General features: G+C 59.8%; 22 protein-coding genes. 19 read left to right on the top strand and 3 right to left on the bottom strand.

The window, feature by feature from the left end:
• The first annotated feature begins 1 nt into the window (after nucleotide 1).
• From KF814_06855 to KF814_06810, 10 genes are all read left to right on the top strand, one after another.
• Nucleotides 2-1066 carry a DUF2974 domain-containing protein gene (locus tag KF814_06855; GenBank protein ID MBX3235853.1) on the top strand — a complete coding sequence of 355 codons (1065 nt, stop codon included), beginning with the start codon at nucleotides 2-4 and terminating at the stop codon, nucleotides 1064-1066.
• 369 nt (nucleotides 1067-1435) lie between these two features.
• Nucleotides 1436-1939, top strand: coding sequence for a hypothetical protein (locus KF814_06850; protein MBX3235852.1), 504 nt, complete (start codon nucleotides 1436-1438; stop codon nucleotides 1937-1939).
• A 305-nt stretch (nucleotides 1940-2244) separates the two neighbouring features.
• Entirely contained in the window at nucleotides 2245-3465 is a 1221-nt protein-coding gene (locus KF814_06845) for a sel1 repeat family protein (GenBank protein MBX3235851.1), read from the top strand.
• Entirely contained in the window at nucleotides 3462-3656 is a 195-nt protein-coding gene (locus KF814_06840; GenBank protein ID MBX3235850.1) for a hypothetical protein, read from the top strand. Before KF814_06845 ends, KF814_06840 begins: the two co-directional genes overlap by 4 nt.
• A gap of 185 nt (nucleotides 3657-3841) precedes the next feature.
• Nucleotides 3842-4780, top strand: a complete 939-nt coding sequence (locus tag KF814_06835) for a hypothetical protein (GenBank protein MBX3235849.1) — start codon at nucleotides 3842-3844, stop codon at nucleotides 4778-4780.
• Between the two features lie 208 nt (nucleotides 4781-4988).
• The gene (locus KF814_06830; GenBank protein ID MBX3235848.1) at nucleotides 4989-5636 is read left to right on the top strand and encodes a hypothetical protein; all 648 of its coding nucleotides are present in this window, start codon (nucleotides 4989-4991) and stop codon (nucleotides 5634-5636) included.
• Between the two features lie 168 nt (nucleotides 5637-5804).
• Nucleotides 5805-6023: an AbrB/MazE/SpoVT family DNA-binding domain-containing protein gene (locus tag KF814_06825; GenBank protein MBX3235847.1), complete on the top strand. Its 219-nt coding sequence runs from the start codon at nucleotides 5805-5807 to the stop codon at nucleotides 6021-6023.
• A gap of 14 nt (nucleotides 6024-6037) precedes the next feature.
• Nucleotides 6038-6472 carry a type II toxin-antitoxin system VapC family toxin gene (locus KF814_06820; protein MBX3235846.1) on the top strand — a complete coding sequence of 145 codons (435 nt, stop codon included), beginning with the start codon at nucleotides 6038-6040 and terminating at the stop codon, nucleotides 6470-6472.
• A 14-nt stretch (nucleotides 6473-6486) separates the two neighbouring features.
• Nucleotides 6487-6897 (top strand): hypothetical protein, encoded by a 411-nt coding sequence (locus KF814_06815; protein MBX3235845.1) that lies wholly within the window; start codon nucleotides 6487-6489, stop codon nucleotides 6895-6897.
• 88 nt (nucleotides 6898-6985) lie between these two features.
• The gene (locus KF814_06810) at nucleotides 6986-7357 is read left to right on the top strand and encodes a DUF202 domain-containing protein (protein ID MBX3235844.1); all 372 of its coding nucleotides are present in this window, start codon (nucleotides 6986-6988) and stop codon (nucleotides 7355-7357) included.
• A 77-nt stretch (nucleotides 7358-7434) separates the two neighbouring features.
• Here KF814_06810 and KF814_06805 read toward each other — a convergent pair whose 3' ends face one another.
• On the bottom strand, nucleotides 7435-9195 hold the full coding sequence (locus KF814_06805; protein MBX3235843.1) for a hypothetical protein: 1761 nt from the start codon (nucleotides 9193-9195) through the stop codon (nucleotides 7435-7437).
• Between the two features lie 188 nt (nucleotides 9196-9383).
• On the opposite strand from KF814_06805, the gene KF814_06800 reads away from it, so the two are divergent.
• From KF814_06800 to KF814_06785, 4 genes are all read left to right on the top strand, one after another.
• Entirely contained in the window at nucleotides 9384-10118 is a 735-nt protein-coding gene (locus tag KF814_06800; protein ID MBX3235842.1) for a cytochrome-b5 reductase, read from the top strand.
• Nucleotides 10119-10367: 249 nt separating this feature from the next.
• Nucleotides 10368-11981: a hypothetical protein gene (locus KF814_06795; GenBank protein ID MBX3235841.1), complete on the top strand. Its 1614-nt coding sequence runs from the start codon at nucleotides 10368-10370 to the stop codon at nucleotides 11979-11981.
• Between the two features lie 168 nt (nucleotides 11982-12149).
• A complete protein-coding gene (locus KF814_06790; protein ID MBX3235840.1) occupies nucleotides 12150-13484 on the top strand; it encodes an FAD-dependent oxidoreductase in 1335 nt (444 codons plus the stop codon).
• Nucleotides 13485-13595: 111 nt separating this feature from the next.
• Nucleotides 13596-13982, top strand: a complete 387-nt coding sequence (locus KF814_06785) for a VOC family protein (protein ID MBX3235839.1) — start codon at nucleotides 13596-13598, stop codon at nucleotides 13980-13982.
• A 192-nt stretch (nucleotides 13983-14174) separates the two neighbouring features.
• Here the strand turns inward: KF814_06785 and KF814_06780 are convergent, their stop codons facing one another.
• Nucleotides 14175-15368, bottom strand: a complete 1194-nt coding sequence (locus KF814_06780) for a hypothetical protein (protein MBX3235838.1) — start codon at nucleotides 15366-15368, stop codon at nucleotides 14175-14177.
• A gap of 176 nt (nucleotides 15369-15544) precedes the next feature.
• On the opposite strand from KF814_06780, the gene KF814_06775 reads away from it, so the two are divergent.
• The 4 genes from KF814_06775 to KF814_06760 all read left to right on the top strand — a co-directional run bounded on the left by KF814_06775 (nucleotide 15545) and on the right by KF814_06760 (nucleotide 18633).
• Complete coding sequence (locus KF814_06775) at nucleotides 15545-16567, top strand: methyltransferase domain-containing protein (GenBank protein ID MBX3235837.1); 1023 nt, start codon at nucleotides 15545-15547, stop codon at nucleotides 16565-16567.
• A 136-nt stretch (nucleotides 16568-16703) separates the two neighbouring features.
• The gene (locus KF814_06770; protein MBX3235836.1) at nucleotides 16704-17420 is read left to right on the top strand and encodes a hypothetical protein; all 717 of its coding nucleotides are present in this window, start codon (nucleotides 16704-16706) and stop codon (nucleotides 17418-17420) included.
• Nucleotides 17421-17433: 13 nt separating this feature from the next.
• Nucleotides 17434-18126: a hypothetical protein gene (locus KF814_06765; protein ID MBX3235835.1), complete on the top strand. Its 693-nt coding sequence runs from the start codon at nucleotides 17434-17436 to the stop codon at nucleotides 18124-18126.
• A gap of 138 nt (nucleotides 18127-18264) precedes the next feature.
• The gene (locus tag KF814_06760; GenBank protein MBX3235834.1) at nucleotides 18265-18633 is read left to right on the top strand and encodes a nuclear transport factor 2 family protein; all 369 of its coding nucleotides are present in this window, start codon (nucleotides 18265-18267) and stop codon (nucleotides 18631-18633) included.
• A 13-nt stretch (nucleotides 18634-18646) separates the two neighbouring features.
• Here KF814_06760 and KF814_06755 read toward each other — a convergent pair whose 3' ends face one another.
• Entirely contained in the window at nucleotides 18647-18898 is a 252-nt protein-coding gene (locus tag KF814_06755; protein MBX3235833.1) for a GIY-YIG nuclease family protein, read from the bottom strand.
• 144 nt (nucleotides 18899-19042) lie between these two features.
• Here KF814_06755 and KF814_06750 point away from each other — a divergent pair, with 144 nt between their 5' ends.
• Nucleotides 19043-19489: a PRC-barrel domain-containing protein gene (locus KF814_06750; GenBank protein MBX3235832.1), complete on the top strand. Its 447-nt coding sequence runs from the start codon at nucleotides 19043-19045 to the stop codon at nucleotides 19487-19489.
• Nucleotides 19490-19492: the final 3 nt, after the last annotated feature.

The raw sequence follows: 19492 nt of genomic DNA, 5'->3' as shown, positions 1-19492 counted from the left end.
GATGATTAGAACTGCTCATATGGTAGGCATGGCTGTCATTGGCGCAATTATGACCTTGTGTGGGTGTGTGAATTTTCGCCAAGGTGCCGATGAGGTGTTGATTCGGGATCCTGAAATCGGGCGGTACGGAGATCCGGTATCGGCGGCGACACCGGCGAAGGAGCAATGGGAATATGCCGCGTTGAGCGAGAATGCATACCGTGAGGGAAAAGAGAATGTACGTGCAAAACGAAAGGAATTTGAGCGTTCGCTTGTTTATAGCGCGAAAATGACCCAGGCCGATTTTGAGGCGGCATGCAAAGATGATGGTCTCGCTCTTCCAGTTGCGGGGTGGAGAAAGTGGGATTTCCCAAGCAAGGATCTTCAGGCGCGGATGCTAAAAGAAGGAATGTATGTTGAGGTTCTTGAGAGAACAGAACATCCCCGGACGATAGTTGTAATCTTTGAGGGTACGAATTTCACTGACTTGCCAGATTGGAAAGCCAACTTGCGTTGGTTTCTGCGTTTCATCCCTGGTATCGAGGATCAATATATCCTTGCTGCCAAGTATTTGGCGTCCGAGTTCTACGACGTTATTACCTCTCCCCGAGGGCCTTATAAGATAAACACCTCCACTCACAATTTGGAAACCGCGGATGGAAAGCGAATCAAAGTCATCGCAACTGGACACTCCCTGGGTGGTGGTCTTGCACAACATTTTGCGTATGTCTTTAAGCAGCCTGAGCAGGAACCTTATGGCCCGAAGGTCGATGAAGTATTTGCATTCGACCCTTCGCCGGTGACTGGTTGGTTTTCGTCTAAGAATCCTCCTCGAAACTACAACGCGACTGGGCTTCGAATTCATAGGATATTTGAACACGGCGAGATTCTGGCGTATCTGAGGCTCCTGACGAGTCGACTTGCCGTCACGTCTCAAGACCCCGCCATTTGGGAGTATCGCTACAATTTTGATGCAGGGACGGGTCTAGTTGCCAATCATTCGATGCGTCGCCTGGCTTGCGGATTGATTCGCGCTGCTGAGCCTTGGTCAGATCAAAGCAAAGCGAAGCCCGAAGGCAACCGGTGAATCGGTAAGGTCTGCAGTTTATAGGTCAAGGAGGCAGTGATTGCGCAAATGTCTCGGCGCATTGATGTTGGACATGATTCCAGGAAACTCTAGCCCCGAGGAACGGGCTTCCTTGGTCTCCTGCTACTCTCAGTATTCCAGGACGAACTCACTCGGCGCAGATGCCTCCCTCTCGCGAATCTTGTCCAAAGACTCGCTCTTTTGTCTCACGCCTTTTGTCTTACGCTTCACGTCCTCTCGCGTCCTTCCTCCTGCCTGCCAGGGCTTCTCCTAGTCCCCGGTCGGAGGATTGAACGGTACCCTGATGTTGTCGGGCCTTTCTCGGCGGACACATTTTCCCAGGACGCCCGAATTAGGGGAGGGACAACCATGCGACACATTTTCTTCCTGTCATTGGTGCTGGCAGCCAGCATCGGCGTTGAAATTCAGCCGGGCCGGGCGGAACAAAACCGCACGATGAGTCACCATCAAGAGTTGCAGGGTGTGGTCGTCGAAAAAGGGGGGGCGTTGGCAGTGCGGGTCCCCAATGGCACCACCTATCAACTCAACGAAAACCGGTCGCAGCGGCATGGGTATGAGATGCCCAAGGTGGGCGATCAGGTAACGGTCGTCATCGACGAGAACAATATGGTCCTCGATGTGCACCCTCAGGGGACGGAAGGAAAACACAAGTTCGTCACCGGACAGGTGCTATCGATCGGCAAACTCCAGCGCGAGATTACCCTCAAGACTGCACAGGGCGAACGCAAGTACCAGCTCGAAAAGCAGGACTTGCCGGCAAGCGTCACGGATGGCGCCAAGGTGCGGGCGGAACTGAACGAAGCGGGACAGGTGATCGACGTGCATCCCCTGCAGTCGAAGGCGGGGCAGTGAGGGACCTCTACTAGTTGTTCGGTTCAGGCCGGGCTGTGGGTGACTGCAGCTCGGCCAAGTCCGGTCTCCCATCGATGCCGGCAATCCGAACCGTTTCCTAGCCGGCCTGCGCTTCCGAGGCTGCATACCAATCCAACCCGTTCTGACCGACCGATCGGCCGGTTTCCTTCTGACCTCCCCCTTATGTTCCCGGCACGTTGCAGCCATTGACTTCTCTCCGTAATTCGGTTCAGAGTTCGACCCGTCAAAGGCCCTAGGGTAAGTCACCAGTGAACCTCCTGAGGCGAAAGGGGAGGCCGCCTTCGATGATCCCCCGTCGCCTGCCTGCCCGGTTCTTTGCCCCGGCGGTTCTTGCGGCCTGTTTCATCGCACCGCCGACTATCGAATCCCCCGCCCATGCTGCCTCTTGCGAGGCGGTCGTGGGCATGTGGGTCTGGTTTGCCGGCGGCGAGGTGACGATCAAACCGGACGGCACGTTTACCCAGCAGTCCGGCAATTCCGGAACCTGGGAATGCCTGGACCCAGCCAAGGGGGCGATCACGCTCAAATGGAAACAGGGCGGCTATGTCAATCGCCTCTCCCTCGCCGAAGGCGGCACCACATTGGTGAGCGCCGATCCCGCTCAACCCTTCGTCAAGGCATTCAAGAGCAATCGGGAAGGGGCCCTGAGCGACCTCTTAGTCCGGCGACAAGAGAGCAACGGCGATCAGTCCACCTCCCGCAGGCCTCCGGACCAGGCGAGCCGGACCGTGCCGATCAAGCCCTCGACACCTCTGCGAAATGCCGAGGAAAAGCCGACGCCGTTCGAGTCTCCGCAAAAGTTTGTGGCTGCGGCTCCCAAGGTCGAAGCGCAATTCAAACGGAGCTACGACCTCTTTATGAAGAAGGACTACGCCGCCGCTACGCCGATTCTGCTGGAGGTCGCGAAGGCCGGGCATCCGCGCGCTCAAGCCCTCTTTGGCCGAACCTATCAGGAAGGTTTGGGGCAGAAGGTGGCCTTCAAGCAGGCGGCGGACTGGTATGGGAAGGCGGCAGCGCAAGGACATCGCGCGGCCCAATTCTCGTTGGGAAATTTGTATTTCGAAGGCGACGGCGTGGCAACGGACCAAGCCAAGGCGATCCAGCTCTATCGACAGAGCGCTGAACAGGGCTATGACCAGGCGGAGCTCATCTTCGGTCTGTCGTATGAGTTCGGTTGGGGTGGTCTCAAGTGGGATCGACGCCAGGCGATCGCGTGGCTGGACAGGGCGGGGAAGCATCGAGACGGCCAAGCGGGATGGATCGCCACATGGCTCGAAAAATCCGATACGCCGCATTTCAAGAACGAGGTACAGTTGGGCAAATACATCGGGTCCATTATCGAGCGACGGGCGGCAGCGGCGTTCGAGAGGGGCGGCGCGAGTTCGATCCCAAGCGAAAAGTGTGATTGGCGTTCCGCGCAGAGAGCCGAGGCGCTCGAGAAGGCCGGCCGCGGCGACCAGGCCTCACGCTGCCGCGGCGGCGACAAGGAGTATTGTGGCCCGTGACCCGTGAGACGGTGCTCCAATCCGTTCCCGCCGAGTCTTCCGAACCGCATTCCTTTTCCTTGTTCAAGGACGATCTGGTCTCGCGCAGCTTTGCCGCGCTCGGTCCGTTGATTCCTCTATTGCCTTACGTGATCGACTTGCCGGAGCCGTGGCTCAGGGCCATCCAAGAAGGCAAGAAGCTGTTACATTGACCTAACGCCGACTCCTTCTTCCTCCGACTAGAACCGATATGAACAGTCGATGACCATCTGCTGGGTCGCGTGGGGGAAGTCCGGCCGACCCTGATTGCCCGGCCTGAAGAATCCTTGGTCCCGCAGCGTCACCCGAGTGTTTTATCCCTTCCCTCAGCCACAAGCTCTATGCTATTGCCTCTTCTATGGTTTCCCCCGACTCCGAATTCCTTCTGACCTTCTCCAACCAACGCGCCTGCGTTTCTCCGTGGGGTGCTTCGCTGCGGCGGTACTTTGTCGCCGCGCCGGATGGAACTGAGACGGATATCGTCTGGGGCTATTGGGGAGGCAGCAATAAGAAAGGCGGGCAGGGGGACGTGCTGATTCCGTTCCCCGGTCGTGTGGCGGAGGGCCGGTACAGCTTCGAGGGCGAGAGCTTCCAACTCGAACGCAATGACAAGGAAGGGCCGAACGCGATTCATGGCTTCGTGCGGACGCAGCCTTGGCGGGTCGTACGTCAAGAGACCGCCGAGGCAGTCTTTGCGATCGACCTTTCGGCTGAGCACTTTGCAGCGAAGGGCTATCCCTTCTCGCTTGCGATCAGCGTCTCCTATCGGTTAGATGCACAGGGCCTGTCCTGTTCCTTCGAAATCCGCAACGTCGGTTCGCGTGTCGCACCGGTCGGTGTCGGGTTCCATCCCTATTTCACCGTTGGTCTCGATCCGGTCGATGGAGCTGAGGCTAAGGTCCCCGCGGCCGCCACGCTGGAGTTCAACGACAAGCTGGCACCCACTGGAACAGTGCTGCCGGTGGCCGGCACAGACTGGGACTTCCGCCGGCTTCGCCCGATCGGGCCGCGCCGGTTCAACCATTGCTATCTGCAACTCGAGCGTGACGCCGACGGATGGGCGAGGGCTCACCTGCGCAATCCGGAGAGCGGGCGAACCGTTGAGGTTTCGATGGATCGTTCCTTCACAGCTATCGTGGTCTACACCGGGGATGCGATTCCCAACCATGCGCGCCGGGCCTTCGCTATCGAACCGATGAGTTGTGCGACGGATGCGTTGAATCATTCGGACTGGGGTTTGAGGAAGTTAGCAGTGGGTGAGTCTTTTAGTGGAACGTACCGTATCACCCACCGCTAACAGGATGTTGAAGATGCCTTCGCCGCGTCGCTCGTATCTCGTCGTTCGTATTTCGTGGGAATCGCAATCAACGATCTGCAATCAGCCATGAGCTGTTTCCTTTGATGAGCTACACTTCACGAGATACGAGATACGTTCTTCGCCCCTCTCTCCTTGATCCCTCCTGCCGAAATCGCTAGGCTATGCTCCTGGCAGGGGGAGGTTGAGCATGGACTCCAACCAACCGGGTACACGTTCCGATGACGAGGGGCTTTTGCTGCCGCCGGCTGTTGAGCCGACCGCTGCCGAGGAGCGGAGTTTTCGGCTGAAGTTGGGCGTGTTCGCGTTTGCCGTTGTGGTTGCGGTGGGCGCCGCATTGGTAGGCTACCCGACGTGGCAGGAGTATGTCGCGCAGCAGGAGGCCAAGCTCGAACTGCGGGCCTACATCGACGTGCGCGCGATGGGGCCGGTGGCGCTCAAGGAAGCGGTTTCGCCACGTGTGCGTGAAACGATCAAGAACATCGGTCGAACCCCCGCCTATAACGACAGCATTCAGGCGCACATCACTATTACCGACTATCCGCTCACCAAGAGTTTTGAGAAGTTGACTTGTCCGCCCGACGATCACCAACCTGACAAGCGCAGGTGGTTTCTTGGCAAGGTGCCGCGACTGGAAACTGTCCGCGAAGCGCCGTTGACTGCCGAGGAAGTCGGCGCCATTCAGACGGCTAAATCGGCGCTCTACTTCCATGGGACTGTCTGCTACCGGGATATCTTTCACGAGCCCCACCGCACGGACTTTTGCATGTTTTGGAAATGGGATGCCGGCCGCTTGAGTCCGTCACTGTCCTGCGACCAGGGGAATAGTGCCGACTAGGAGAGCAGATGGCGGTTGGCTTATGACGAATGGCCGGAGGAGCGCGGCAGTCGTCGCTCGTGACGCATGAGCATATCTTGTTGAGTCGGTTTGAGGGAGATGGGATCATCGACGCTCCATCTTGAGACGCTTTACGTCAGCATGATAAAGTAAAGCACAGGAGGCTCCATGGCCGTTCAAAAGCTCAGCAGTAAAAACCAGATCGTACTCCCGAAGGAGGCGCGCCAAGCCATGGGAGTAAAGGGGGGAGATGAGTTGCTCGTCGTCGTGAAAGACGACTTGACCCTCATCATGCCTAAGCCAAAGCGATATGTGCGCGCGCTGCAAGGATTGGCAAAAGGCGCCTATCCACGCCATTATCTGAAGCGAGAACGCCGCTCGTGGTAATGAGCGCGGGTGGAATGGGACTTCCTTCCGAACGCACTCGCATTGCACTCGATACCAACGTCTTTATCTACTTCCTGGCCGACCACCCGAGGTATGGCAAGTGGTGCGGCGCCCTTTTTGACAAGATTGAGCGCGGCAGGTATGCGGCGACAACCTCCACCATCACGCTTCTGGAACTCCTCGTCCAGCCCTACCGAGATCATCAGGATGAGCTGGCGCAGAAGATATTTGCGCTTTCAAGTACGTATCCGAAGCTCGAGTGGTTACCCGTTACCATGGCGACCGCAGACCGGGCTGCTGAGTTGCGCGCACGCTATAGGCTAAGCACGCCGGACTCGATCCAGTTGGCCACGGCAATCGTATTCAAGGCAGAGCGGTTCTACGGCAACGATCGCGCGTTGCGCCGGGTGAAGGAGCTGGAGTGCGTGATTCTGGACGAGGTCATTTAGCGAAAGGCATTTTCATGACCAGCTGCTCGGTGCGGCACGTGCTCCTGCTGCTCGCTCTCATCTTTGCTGCCGGTTGCGCGACGGTGGAGGTCGTTCCGCCGGTCAGCATGCATGAGCACCAGTTGAGTCCCGGCGTCAAACCGGTGGGCCATGTCCATGCGAACGTCTGGGGGATTTATCTCTTTCGACGTGTACCGCTGATCACCGGCAATATCGACGATGGCGGCATGGGCCTGCCGTTCCATATCTTCACCGATAGTGTCCGGATCGAATCCTTGGTGGAACGGGTGAGTCGTGAGTCACAGCGGCGCGGCGGTGTGCTGCTGACCGATCTGCAAAGTACCGATCGTTCCTATTGGCTGGGCTGGACCCTGTTGTTCTGGCTGAAAGAGTACGATGTGTCCGCCAATGCCTCCTTGCCGTGACGGGCTTTGGGCTGAGCCGGCCCGACGCCGTCTCGTTGACAGCTCAGTCCGCCGGCGGTAGCCTACGCTCGCCCATTCGGGAGGCGTCTTGTCCAATCTCAACGATCCTCGCGTGCTCTTCGCCGCCGAGCGCACCCTGTTGGCTTGGAGCCGAACGAGCTTGGCTCTGCTCGCATTCGGCTTCGTGATCGAGCGCGCAGGTCTCCTTCTAAAAATCCTGGCGCCCCAGCAGGGCAGGCTGGGCAGCGAGACGCTGACATTCTGGCTCGGGGTCGGGTTCATCGCCCTGGGCACGTTTGCCGCCCTGTATTCGTCCCGCCAATACCTGGCGGTCCTCAAGACGCTCGCACCGGCTGAAATTCCCGCAGGCTATACCCCGCGCTGGGGATTGGTGGTGAATGCGGTCGTGGCGGGACTCGGTGGGCTGTTGGTCGTGGCGTTGTATGTGGCACGGGGCTGAGCTGCAATCGCCTCGTGCAGTTCTCGAGACGGTTTCCCGATCATGGGTTCGACCAGGCCTACTCAGAAGATTGTGCGCTACCGGACCCAGAAGTCCAGTTCTCGCTTTCCCTTCCCCTTCAGCTCGGCATCCTGCCACCGATCGTGTTCCTTCAAGTAGCCCTTCGGGGATTGATCCTTCTGCTGCAGATCGTTCACGAAGGCCAGCCACCGGTAGTGGTGATAGACGGATAGGATATGCGCCGAATACTGCCGAGCCAGTTCCTGATTGCCTCGCACGATCACGAAGTTTTCGTCGTTCTTTTCGCTGGCGGACTTCGAAAAGTTATGGCTGCCGGTCACGACGATCGGGTTCGTGAAGGGATCCACGACGATCAGTTTAGAGTGGACGATGGCGAAGCCGATGACCCCGCCGCCCATCGGCGGCAACAAGAATTCATCGCGCGTGACGGTGGCGGCCCAAGAGGCGAAGGGGGTGCGGATGCCTTGCGGTTGCACGATATCCAGATCCACCGAGGCCTTCGGCGTCGGGCCGAGGATCTCCACTGACACGGCGGATTCGTCGGTTGCGGCTGCTGCCGGAAGCGTGCTCACCACGCCTTTGATGTAGAGGGAGGGTTTGTTCTTCTGAATCTGTCGCACGGTGCCGAGCGTCGCGCTGCCGCCGGGTTGGAACATCAGGAACAATATGCCGTCCTTCGCGCCGTTCAGAACGTCGTCGAGTGCCGCGAGGTCGACGGATTTCCTGGTACGGGTGAACCAAAGCGTGGTCTCGCTCTTTCCCTGCTTCAGGATCTTCGGCTGGCTGTTGTCATCGGCCAGGGTGGGTGGAAACGCACTCCCCGCATCCTTCAGACGATTCCATTGTTTGAGATATTCCGCGGCCATGTTGCCGTTGGAGATGAAGAGGCCGTTGTTGATTTGGGTGCAGAGCCCTGTCGGGGTCCAATTGGTGCTGCCGGTCCAGGCGGCCTGGGGCTTTTGCTGCTGGTCGGTGACGACCAGGAATTTATTGTGGCCGAGCGCGCCGGGTGAGATGAAGCGATCGCACACTTCGACCTTGGCAGCCGTGAGCTGTGCGCGCGCCTCTGCGTTTTGGTCCCGTTTGCGTGCTTCGGCCGCTGTCTCGCCGGTTCTCGGCGTGATCGACCCGTTGGCCAGCACGACGTGCGCTTTGGCCCCGAGCGCCTTGAGGCCGTCGAGCAATTCCTGATCCTCCAATTCATAGAGCGCGGCAAAGACGTGGTGGCGGCCTTTCTTGGCATCAGCCAACAGTTCTCGTATCCGCACGCCCAACGCACCGGCCAGGAAGCGTCGGATCGGCAGTTCGTGATCGGACAGGCTGGCTTTGAATACCGCGAGCGCTTCTTTCCTGGTGGCGAGGTTTTTCTTGATCCGGAGTTCCTCGAGGTAGCGAGCCATGAATTGGGAAATGACCATGCCGCGATTGAAGTAGGAGGAAAAGCCATCGACTTTTCCGGCCGAGAGCGTCGCCCACGGCGTCCAGTCACTCGACTCACTGATGAGCTGCTGGAGCTTGCCGCTCACTTGGACCATCGGCGTGACGCGATACCGAACCGTGTCCCCCAGGTTGGCGTCATAGTCGGCCCACCAGAATCGTTGGAACGGCCAGACCGTCGATGGCCGATGTTCGCCTTGCTTCGGATGATCGGCCTCAAAACCCATTCGATTGTCGAGCGTGCTCCGTTGGATCGTGCCGCCCGAAAGTTTCTGCTCGCGCTCGACGGCGAAACCCCAACAGTTGGGGATGTGTGCATCGATGCGCCAGAACACGACGGCATCATCACAATTGGCGATCAGCGTGACCGTGACAGGCATGGACGACTCCTTTTTAAGAGGTCGGTCGGGATCGTAGTCGCAATGGAGGAATAGGGCAAGAGAGCTGAACAGTCCGGCGGGTAATGGACGTATTTGATGGGCAGGTTGTTGGAGACCTTGAAATCTGCCGGCGCCATGTCGATTCCTCCGGTATTGAGTCGATGATGCAACATCCGTACAATGTTTCCATGGACAACAGCCCCGCCACCCGCATCAAGACGAAGCAGCCCGTCCCCTATGGGCTTACGGCCGTCCATCAAGACACCCACGACACGAAGACGTTCTGTTTCGCCTTGCCGGAGGACGCCACGCTCGATCTGCTGCCGGGCGATCACCTCTACGTTCATGCCGATATCGAGGGCAAGACGATCAAGCGTCCCTACACGCCGTCGTCGATGCCCGGCACGACAGGCTATTTCGATCTGACGGTTAAACGCTATGAGAACGGGCGGATCTCAAAGTATTTGCACGAGCGGCAGCCCGGCGACAAGGTTCTCATGAGCGGGCCGAATGTCGGCGGTCACTGGGTCGACGGCATGGCCAAGCAGGTCGGGTTCGTCGCGGGTGGCACCGGCATCACGCCGATGATTTCCATCATCCGCTGGATTCTCGCCACGAGCCAGCCCGTCGAATTGTTTTTGCTCTACGCGAACAAGACCGAGGCCGACATCATCTTTCGCGAGGAGTGGGACGAGAACGCACGCGAACATGCAAGCTTTCACTGTTTCCATGTCTTGAACCAACCGCCGGCCGGGTGGACTCAGGGGACAGGCCACATCAACGAAGACCTGCTCCGTGCACATCTCCCTTCGCCGGGCCCCGACAGCGTGATCTTTCTCTGTGGTCCTCCTCCCATGGTCGATGCGCTGGAAGCCACGCTCAAGAAGATCGGGCACGGCCAGCAGGCGATTATTCTACCGTAATTATTTCTACAACCCTTCCGCGTCGCACATTTCGGTCCATCAGCGGTGCGACCGCTTCCTCGCTGCTTTGTATCGCATCGGATAAGTAGTCGTATCCGATGGGATACTCCGGTTACGTCATTCAATTGTCGAAGCGTGAGACAGTGACCGGCGGATGCGCGAAAGTTGCGCCTGCCTTGCGGCGTCCGCAAATCTCCCGGGAAGGTTCGACATTTGCAGCAGAGTTGGGGGATGTCATGGAGGCCAACGATGAGTCATGTATGCGCACAATCGTTACCGCATCGCTTTAGGCACAGGGCCATGGCGGCCGGCGTCCTGCTTGCGCTGCTGTCGCTGAGTGCCTGCCGCACCTATCGAGTGGATAGTGTGGTCGATGCGCCGGATGCCAACCCTGGTGACCATGTCTGTGCGAGGGCAGTCGCTCCGGGAAGTGAAGCCGGTAGTCCTGGCGGGCTCTGCACGTTACGGGCGGCCGTCATGGAATCCAACGCGTCGGTCTGGCGGGACACGATCGAAGTGCCTGCGGGACTATACCGGTTGACGATACCTTTGAACGCGGGAGGCGGAGGACTGCACATCACCGATGGAGTGAAGATTCAGGGCGCGGGCGCGGCCGGCACGATCATCGATGGCAATCGGCTCGACAGCGTCATCTATGTGGATCATGAGGGACTTGAGTTGAACCATGTTACGGTGCAGGGCGGGCTGCAACAATTCGGGGGCGGTCTCCGTCTCAATGCCGGGACTTCGGAGCTCTCGAATCTGATCCTGCGCGACAACGAGGCCTTCACCGGCGGCGGAGGCTTGTTGGTCGCCGATGGGGCGGTCGGTAAGCTGCGTCGAAGCACCGTGACGGAGAATCATGCGGTAGGGGCCTTCGGCGGCGGCATCCAGAATAAGGGCGAACTCTGGGTGTACGACACGACCATTTCAGGAAATGAGTCCAACCGGGCCGGTGGGATTCGCAACGAAGGCCAGCTCAACCTGCGCAATGTCACGATCAGCGGCAACGTTGCGAGTTCGCCGGAAGCCGGCACCGGCGGCATCTCGCAGAACGGCTTTGCGGTGCTCAACAATGTGACGATCACCGACAACACCGGGGTTGGAAACAACGCTGCCAGCTTTCGCGGCGGCGGCATCCAGGTCGTGGCGGGCAAAACGACGGTCGTGAAGAACAGCATCATCGCCGGGAACCATGGCGGGATCGGCCCGAACGACTGCGACGGTTCGTTGAGCGGGGACAGCAAGTATAATCTCATCGGGGATACGAACGGCTGTACGATTCCCTTGTATGTCTCGACCTTTGTCCTCAACGCCGATCCTCAACTGGGAGCCCTCGCGGCAAATGGCGGGCCGACCACCACTCATATGCCGACAGCGGCGAGTCCCGCGATCGAGGTCGCCTATCAGTTTCCTCCCCCGGCAGTAGATGCCTGCGAGGCGATGGACCAACGGGGCGTGCCGCGGCCGCAAGGCAATGGACATTGCGACATGGGGGCGGCGGAACGCACCAGCCTCAATGTGTTCATCACGGGGTTCATGTTGGTCGATGCCGCAACGAACACCGATCTCATTCCATTGCTTCATGGCGATCGACTCGTGCTGTCGTCGTTGCCGGCGCAGCTGTCGATCCGCGCCGTCGTGTCCGGTGCAGCAGGCAGTGTGAGGTTTGGCTATGACTCAACCCCGGCGATTCAAACGGAAAATGTCGCTCCCTATGCCTTGGCTGGGGACACGGCCGGCGACTATATGCCGTTCTCATTCAATAAGGGGACCCATACCGTGACAGCGACGCCGTTCGCATCATCCGGTGGGGCCGGAGCGGCAGGCGGCAGTCTGAGCATTTCTATTGTGGTGGAGTAGCAGGCGCGCGGCTTGGTCTGCGGAGCGGGAGATCCGGCCGCAGGCCGACCGCGTTTCGTGCCATCCAACCATCGGTGTCCCTCTGGTATTTCCGTCGCTCGCCGTTCCGCTTGTTCCCTCTCCTCGGATCGCGTATCGTCGACCATCGTGATGGGCAAGCACGGATCAATGGACGGTTGCTCGGTGATCGTCGCCGGTGCGGGACTTGCGGGACTGACGGCCGCCTATGACTTGCAGAGGGCAGGCGCGAAGGTGACGGTCGTCGAGGCGAGGGATCGCGTCGGTGGGCGTGTCTGGACGGTGCGCGAGCCGTTCGTCGGTGGGCAATATGCCGAGGCAGGCGGAGACCTGATCGATGACGATCAACGGGCGATCAGACACTTGGCAAAAGCTGTGGGGCTTCGTCTTGCGCCGATTTTGAAACGCGGATTTTCGTTTGTCTCCAAGGCTGTCGGCGGACGAGTCAGCCAATCGAGTGCGCCGGCCGGAGGAGTCTGGGCGCAGCTGGCCGAAATGGCGATGCCCTGGATCGAAGCCTATAGGAAGAGCGAACAGCGGTGGGACAGCCCGGTTGCGCGGCTATTGGCGGAGCGGTCGGTTGCGGACTGGTTGAGCGAAATCCATGCCGATCGGAGTCTTCGTGCGCGGATGGATGGGTTGCGGGGATTTTTCCTGGCAGATCCTAACGAGCTGTCGCTTCTGGCATTGGTGGATCAATTGGCGACCGAGTCGACGGGGCCGGGTGGCTTCTACCGCATCAAAGGCGGCAACGATCGGTTGGCCTCAGCGTTGGCCGAGCGATTGGCTGAGCCAGTGCTGTTGCAAGCAATGTTGACGGCGGTGATGCAGCGTCAGGGTCATGTAGCGGTCACGCTCCAACAGGCAACCGGCCGGCGAACGATGAAAGCCGACTACCTTGTCATGGCGTTGCCTGCGACGATGGTGCGGCGCATCCTCTTTCGTCCGGCCCTGCCTCAGGCACAACAACAGGCCATGAAAGGGCTGCGTTATGGTCACGGCACGAAGACGCTCCTCCAGTTCGATCGCCGGTTTTGGCACCGGAGCGGGCAGCCGCGCGCCTATGGAACGAATCTGCCGATCGGTGCCATCTGGGATGGAAACGAAGAGCAACGAGGTCCAGCCGGTATCCTTACGCTCTTGGCGGGTGGCTCGGCAAGCAATGAGACCAAGCGCCTAGTCCGGACTCGCGGGGTGGCGGGACTCGTCGCAGCCCTCTCGTGGCTTGGCGCGGGCAACTCTCGCCTTTTGGCAGCGCGGCAGGTCCGGTGGGAAGACGATGTCCTGGTGCGAGGGGGCTATGCCGTCTTCCACAAGGGCTACGATCCGGGGCAGCGGGCCTGGTTCGCCCGACCGCATGGGCGCGTGTTGTTTGCGGGCGAGCACACGAGCCTGCGGTGGCAAGGCTACATGAACGGCGCAGTCGAAAGCGGTCAGCGAGCCGCAGCGGAGGTGTTGGCCCTCCGGGCTCTCGGGAGGCAGTGACATTCTGGGCCCTCGCCACATCCTGGTGTTAGGAAGGTGCCCGCGCTTGTAATTGGTCGAGCCGATTGGTCCGATCGCACGCTTATGCACACAATATAAAGGAGGTGACGCATGAAGGTTCCGTTCACGCTTGGGCCCGTGTGGCATTTCGGTTTGGCGGTCCGCGATTCGCGGGCGAGCGCCAAGTGGTTCATGAAGCTGTTCGGCCTGGAGAAAGCGTTCGAACATGACGGCTGGGTCGGGGTCGGCAATAAGAACGTTCTCATCGTCTTTTTCAACGGCAAGCCCTCGCCCAAGACGATCGGGCATGTCGCCTTCCACTTGCCGAACATGGCGGCGCTCAAAAAAGCCTTGGCCCATTTGAAGAAGCACAAGGTCGCGGTCGAGGATCCGGGAGAAGAAATCGGACCGGTCGCGCCGGGCTCCCCTCATATAGGCTTGTGGTTCAAGGACCCGGACGGGTACCGGTGGGAATTGGCCGTCTACAAGCGACGATAGTAGATGACTGATCAGCTATTGAGGCATCTCCGGGCAGGAGCGTTGTTGTAGGCGAAGGAACAGCAATCCGCAGGATGTTCAAGAAGGCTGTCCGAAGACGCCGCAGGCGTACCCTCGGGGGTACGTTGCGGATGTATTCAAGCCGAACACCAAGCCGGCGGTCTTTTTCAACATTCTGCTAGGGCCCGGTGGTTACTTGGCGATGGTAATGCTCGGCACACCGCTGCGCGGCACGTCGGTCACGGTCATCTGAAACAATTGGAAGAGGAGCTTGAACGCTTCGCGATTCCAACGGGCTAGGGGGCCGGTGGTGTTGACGGCGTAGTACTTGCCGTTGACCTGCACGGCTCCCTCGACCCCTTTGGGGCTGTTGTCGCCCACGAGCAACTCGATCGTGCGGATAGGATTTTCCGTGACCGGCGGGGTGCGGGCATCCTTCTCCACCTGGAACTCCGGTTCCTCGTCGATCGACTGACCCAGAAAGCTCAGCATGGCGTTGAAGCTCCGGAGCCGAAACTCCCCCTGCATCGGCCACTCGCCGCCGTAGTGTCCCGGCCGGATGTCGAAGGAGACGTCCGTGCCGGGCTCCTGGTCCGCCGCCTCGTGCAGTTTCATCCGCACCTCGGGCGACAGCGTGTCGGGATCGTAGTTGGTGATCAGGATTCGTCCGGACACCGGTTTGCGCAGTACATAGACGTTTTGCTTCGGATCGTAAGTCGTCAGGTATTCCTGCTCCAGTGCCTTGAAGCCTTCCGCCGTCACGGAGGCAGCCGGAATCGTCCAGGTCCGTTCGAAGACCAGCGGTTCCGCGTAGAGCCTGTTGGCGTCCTGGATGGCGGAGAGATGCAGCACAGCCTTGCGGAACATGGCATAGCCAGCCTTGTCCGATGGGCTATTGCGGTAGGCCACCTCCTCGTTGTTTTCTTGCAGCCGCAGTTCCTTCGCCATCAATCGGAGCAGCAGGTCGACGTCGACGCCTTGCCGCAGCAAGAGTGTGAACTTGGACTCTTGGAACGGCGTGAGGAGCCGTCGGGTGAAGTCCTCGCCTTCGATCGGCGCGATGCTGATCGTCGGGTTTTCCGCGATGCTCCCGCCGAACAGCGGCAGGATCTTGCCGCCGGAGTCGCCGGTCAGCGCGGGGGTGGCGCCGGCGTTGACGCGGAAATCGAACGTCGCGGCGACGTTGGAGACGCCGGTGAAATGGATCGGCTGGTGGTGGTGCGCCCGCGCAATGTTGATCATCAACTGTTTCGAGAGGGCATCCGTGATCGCTTCGTCATAGGCCAATACGGCCCGATTCAACGTGGGCGGCGACAAACAGCCGGCCGCTGCAGTCGAAGCCAGGCAGAGGGCGAACAGGCGGAGGATGGACTGGGCTTGTCTCATGGCGGTGACCCGGTCAGGGATGGTCTCGCGGGTTGTATCACAAGCGACGGATGCCTTCCTAGCGAGGATTTTAGGCCGCGGCAAGGCTGTCGCCTCAAGGCGCGCGATGATCTACAATAGGCCGACAAACCGATTTTGCCGTACCAACGTGCCTGTCCTCGATCCAGGAGGTTGCCATGTTGAAACCGGAACCGGCCGGCGGGCCGACCCCGCAGTTGTTCTTTCAGACGGCCAATGCCTACCAGCGGTCACAAGCGCTCAAGGCCGCCATCGATCTGGATCTCTTCACCGCCATCGGGCTCGGACATGATCAGGCGTCGACTCTGGCCGAACGTTGCGGGTCGGCCAAGCGCGGTGTGCGCATCCTTGCGGACTACCTGACCATCCAAGGTTTCCTGACGAAGGAAGGTGATCGGTACAAATTGACGCCTGACAGCGCGGTGTTTCTGGATCGGCGCTCGCCCGCCTACATGGGGTCCGTGCTGGGATTTCTGCATGCGCCGAAGTTCATTGCCGCCTTCGATAATTTGACCGAGGCGGTGCGCAAGGGAGGGACGGTGGCGGGGGAGGCGGGGACGGTCACACCCGAGCATCCGTTGTGGGTGGACTTCGCGCGATCCATGATCCCGATGATGGCCAAGCCGGCGGAGGAAATCGGCATGTTCGTGCGGCAGTCGCAGCCCAAGGTGAAGAAAGTGCTGGATATCGCGGCAGGGCACGGCTTGTTCGGCGTCGAGATCGGAAGCCGCTGTCCTCAGGCGGAAATCGTGGCTCTGGACTGGCCCAACGTATTGACCGTGGCCCGCGAGTTGGCCCAGAAGGCCGGCATCGAATCGCGCTATCGCACCATCGCCGGCGATGCCTTTCAGCAGGAGTTCGGCGACGGCTACGATCTCGTTCTGCTCACGAACTTTCTCCACCATTTTTCGGCCCAGGCCTGCGACTCGTTGTTGCGCAAGATCCATCGGTCGCTCGCACCGGGCGGGCGAGTCATCACGCTGGAGTTCATTCCGCACGAGGACCGTGTCACGCCGCCGCCGGTGGCCGAGTTCAGCCTGATCATGTTGGCGACGACGCCGGAAGGGGATGCCTATACGTTTCGGGAGTATGAACAGATGTTTGCCTCAGCGGGGTTTTCTCGGACTGAGTTGCATCCCGTGGCCGGCTCGATCGAACAGGTGCTGGTGTCGTACGTGTGATGCCGTAAGTCAGCCGCGTCGCCAGCCGATTGTTTTCATGTTGCGGGTGCATCCACCCGTTGACGCGACGGAGCGGCTTCAATAGAATTCGTATCAGGATTTTCCCCAAGGCCGATACGGGTTTGGTGAGGGTTTCATGGCGCGACATTGGTTGCTTGGCCTGTTGATCTCCGTTTCCGTTCTGTCCGGTTGCGCTGCCAACGTCCGCGATACCGATTTGCTGGCCAGCAATAGCGTGATGCTGGAGCCTTCCACCGCGAACACGATTTTCATCCAGAACCGCAATTCCTCGGACAATCAAGCCGTCAGCTTGAGCGATTTGGGCTCGCGCTTGAGCGCGAAGGGCTATCAGGTCGTCAACGATCCGCAAGCTGCGGTCTACGTGGTGCTGACGAACATCGTCTATTGCAACCAAACAAAGGTGGAACTGCCGGTCGACGAGATGGTGGCAGGCGGCTACGGGTCGGGCTTCAACTCCGTGATGTCGGGATTGAGCAGTCTGTCGGGGATGGCCAGCATGGCCGGCCCGCACGGTGCCATGGCCGGGGCCGCCGCCTCGATGGGCATCGGCGCCATCAGCGGCATCGGCAACTCGGTCGGCAATATGTTCGGCGGGCCGTCTCGTCCCAAGTTCGACGAGAACATCAATTACGCCTGTGTGGCGGACGTGCAGATTACCGATCGAGCCTTGACTGGTGGCGCCATCGCTTCCGCCGGTTCAGGGGGCGTGCCTCCCAGCGGCGTATATCAGACCAGGCTGGCGGCCAGCGTTCACCAGAAAAAGCTCGATGCTCAAGAGGCCACGCCGCTCGTGCAGCAGCGGCTGAGTGCCGCCGTGGCGGGCCACTTCTAACAGGATGTTGAACATGACCGCCAGGTTTGTCCTCGCCTCGCATCGGCTTGCATCGTGTTTAGTGGTTCTCGCATGGTTCTCCGCCGGCTGCTCCAATGTCCTCACGTCCGGGCTGATGAACGATAGCTCAATTCTTCTGCCGCCCAGCGGGGAGCGGACGATTTACGTGCAGCTGCGGAATACCTCAGAAAATCAGCAGGCCACACCGAGCGATCTGAGCGCGCGGTTGGGTGCAAAGGGCTATCACGTCGTGACCGACCCGGCTGGGGCCGCCTATTGGCTTCAGGCGCAGATACTCTATTGTCACAAGGCCGGCGAAGGGATCACGCCGGAATCCGTGGCCAAATCCGGATTCGGCACGGGACTGGGCAGCGGGGGCACGCCCCTGTCGCACCAAACCGGCGGTGGGGACATGCAGGCGATGGTCGGCCGTATGATGGCGGGCATGCCGGACGTGAACGCGATGATGCGGATGGCGATGAGCGGGCGAGGCGGATACATGGGCGGAGGCCCTCCGCCGAAGGATGAGAGTGTGACCTATCTGTGTGTTGCGGATATCCTTGTGACCGAGCGGGGCAAGAACGGGCAACCCTCCGCGCAACGGATGCGCTCGGTCGCCCATGTCCTTCAGAAAGGCCTAAACATCGAAGAGGCCACGCCGATCATCCGGGACAAACTCGCCATTGGGATGGTGGGGCCGTTTTAGACTGTCGTTTGATTCGGTCGCTGCAGTTCCCCACGGGGGCACGGTTGGTTCAACCGCATCACCGATCAGCCAGGTATCAGTCGCTGCTGGGTGGGCAACAAGCGTCAGTGACGTATAGCCGATAGAAAGGTGTGAGCCATGGCAGGGATCGATCGGATTTCAGCGGAATCCTTTGCGCAGGACTGGATTGCAGCCTGGAACAGCCGCGATCTCGATAGGGTCCTCTCACACTATGCCGATGAGTTCGAACTGTCGTCGCCGTTGATTGTGACGTTCGGAGGCGAGCCGTCCGGTCAACTCAAGGGCAAGGTCGCGATCAGGGCCTACTGGGCCAAGTGCCTTCAGGTGGTGCCGGACCTCGAATTAGAACCGATCGCGGTCCTGCTGGGCGTCGGGAATTCCATGGCCCTGCATTACCGCTCCCTCAACGGACGGCTGGCGATGGAACTATTGGAGTTCGGCGAGGGAGGCAAGGTCGTGAAGGCTTCCGCGCTGTATGGTCCCTAATCTCTGACCCGCCCTACACCTTTTGTGCGATGAGAGCGAGTTTCTCCGCTCTGGTCAGGGCCTTGATGGCGGCTTCACGCTTGAGCGCCGCGCCTTTTGTCCTCCGATACTCGGCATGACGAAGTTGAACCGGTCTTCGGGGCTTCGTATATTTAGCGCCGCGACCCGCGTCATGCGCCACCAGCCGCTGCGGCAGATTATTCGTAATACCGGTGTACAGACTCCCATCGGCACATTCCACCACATACACGACCCATTTCTTCATTTCCTTCTTTGCTGCTGATTCATCTGCCATGACCATGTGGGTTGGATTGCCTGAGAACTAGGGTTCCTGCGAGGCAGCTTTCTCCTGCCGTCGTTGTTTAATGGTCCTCATGCCGCTTTGATTGAGCGACGAAAGGAGGCTGCCATGCGTTTTGCCATCGCCATCGTTATAACCTGCGTAGCGCTTGTCGCCGCCGTCGACCGAGCCGACGCGCGGGATCGCAGCGGGGTGTTCAAGGCCAGCGAGTTGATCGGGATGAACGTACTGGGGACCGATGGGAAAAATCTGGGCGACATCAAGGACCTGGTGATCAATCCCGACGATGGGGCGATCGACTACGCGGTGTTGGACTTCGGCGGCTTTCTGGGCATCAGAGATAAGTACTTTGCGATTCCATGGGATGCGCTCCAGGTCGCTTCGGATAAAAGCGCAATCCTCATCGACGCGACGAAGCGGGATTTGAAGAAGGCGCCGGGCTTCGACAAGAACAACTGGCCCGACTTCGGCGACCTGGCTCAGACCACGGTCATCTACGAATTCTATGGTATTCCGGTTCCCAATGTGTCGGGGGCGCATAAGCCGACCAAATGAGGA

The sequence above is a fragment of the Nitrospiraceae bacterium genome (assembly GCA_019637075.1).
In the GTDB taxonomy this organism is placed as follows: Bacteria; Nitrospirota; Nitrospiria; order Nitrospirales; family Nitrospiraceae; genus JAHBWI01.
The sequence above is the reverse complement of the archived record's forward strand: the minus strand, read 5'-3'. Positions and strand labels throughout refer to the sequence as shown.

What these genes read in the sequence shown, in the direction of transcription:
- KF814_06755 (MBX3235833.1), bottom strand. Translation starts at nt 18,898, where the DNA reads ATGAAGAAATGGGTCGTGTATGTGGTGGAATGTGCCGATGGGAGTCTG.
- KF814_06780 (MBX3235838.1), bottom strand. Translation starts at nt 15,368, where the DNA reads ATGAGACAAGCCCAGTCCATCCTCCGCCTGTTCGCCCTCTGCCTGGCT.
- KF814_06805 (MBX3235843.1), bottom strand. Translation starts at nt 9,195, where the DNA reads ATGCCTGTCACGGTCACGCTGATCGCCAATTGTGATGATGCCGTCGTG.
- KF814_06750 (MBX3235832.1), top strand. Translation starts at nt 19,043, where the DNA reads ATGCGTTTTGCCATCGCCATCGTTATAACCTGCGTAGCGCTTGTCGCC.
- KF814_06765 (MBX3235835.1), top strand. Translation starts at nt 17,434, where the DNA reads ATGACCGCCAGGTTTGTCCTCGCCTCGCATCGGCTTGCATCGTGTTTA.
- KF814_06795 (MBX3235841.1), top strand. Translation starts at nt 10,368, where the DNA reads ATGAGTCATGTATGCGCACAATCGTTACCGCATCGCTTTAGGCACAGG.
- KF814_06850 (MBX3235852.1), top strand. Translation starts at nt 1,436, where the DNA reads ATGCGACACATTTTCTTCCTGTCATTGGTGCTGGCAGCCAGCATCGGC.
- KF814_06815 (MBX3235845.1), top strand. Translation starts at nt 6,487, where the DNA reads ATGACCAGCTGCTCGGTGCGGCACGTGCTCCTGCTGCTCGCTCTCATC.
- KF814_06790 (MBX3235840.1), top strand. Translation starts at nt 12,150, where the DNA reads ATGGACGGTTGCTCGGTGATCGTCGCCGGTGCGGGACTTGCGGGACTG.
- KF814_06760 (MBX3235834.1), top strand. Translation starts at nt 18,265, where the DNA reads ATGGCAGGGATCGATCGGATTTCAGCGGAATCCTTTGCGCAGGACTGG.
- KF814_06835 (MBX3235849.1), top strand. Translation starts at nt 3,842, where the DNA reads ATGGTTTCCCCCGACTCCGAATTCCTTCTGACCTTCTCCAACCAACGC.
- KF814_06820 (MBX3235846.1), top strand. Translation starts at nt 6,038, where the DNA reads ATGGGACTTCCTTCCGAACGCACTCGCATTGCACTCGATACCAACGTC.
- KF814_06785 (MBX3235839.1), top strand. Translation starts at nt 13,596, where the DNA reads ATGAAGGTTCCGTTCACGCTTGGGCCCGTGTGGCATTTCGGTTTGGCG.
- KF814_06825 (MBX3235847.1), top strand. Translation starts at nt 5,805, where the DNA reads ATGGCCGTTCAAAAGCTCAGCAGTAAAAACCAGATCGTACTCCCGAAG.
- KF814_06845 (MBX3235851.1), top strand. Translation starts at nt 2,245, where the DNA reads ATGATCCCCCGTCGCCTGCCTGCCCGGTTCTTTGCCCCGGCGGTTCTT.
- KF814_06770 (MBX3235836.1), top strand. Translation starts at nt 16,704, where the DNA reads ATGGCGCGACATTGGTTGCTTGGCCTGTTGATCTCCGTTTCCGTTCTG.
- KF814_06855 (MBX3235853.1), top strand. Translation starts at nt 2, where the DNA reads ATGATTAGAACTGCTCATATGGTAGGCATGGCTGTCATTGGCGCAATT.
- KF814_06830 (MBX3235848.1), top strand. Translation starts at nt 4,989, where the DNA reads ATGGACTCCAACCAACCGGGTACACGTTCCGATGACGAGGGGCTTTTG.
- KF814_06775 (MBX3235837.1), top strand. Translation starts at nt 15,545, where the DNA reads ATGTTGAAACCGGAACCGGCCGGCGGGCCGACCCCGCAGTTGTTCTTT.
- KF814_06800 (MBX3235842.1), top strand. Translation starts at nt 9,384, where the DNA reads ATGGACAACAGCCCCGCCACCCGCATCAAGACGAAGCAGCCCGTCCCC.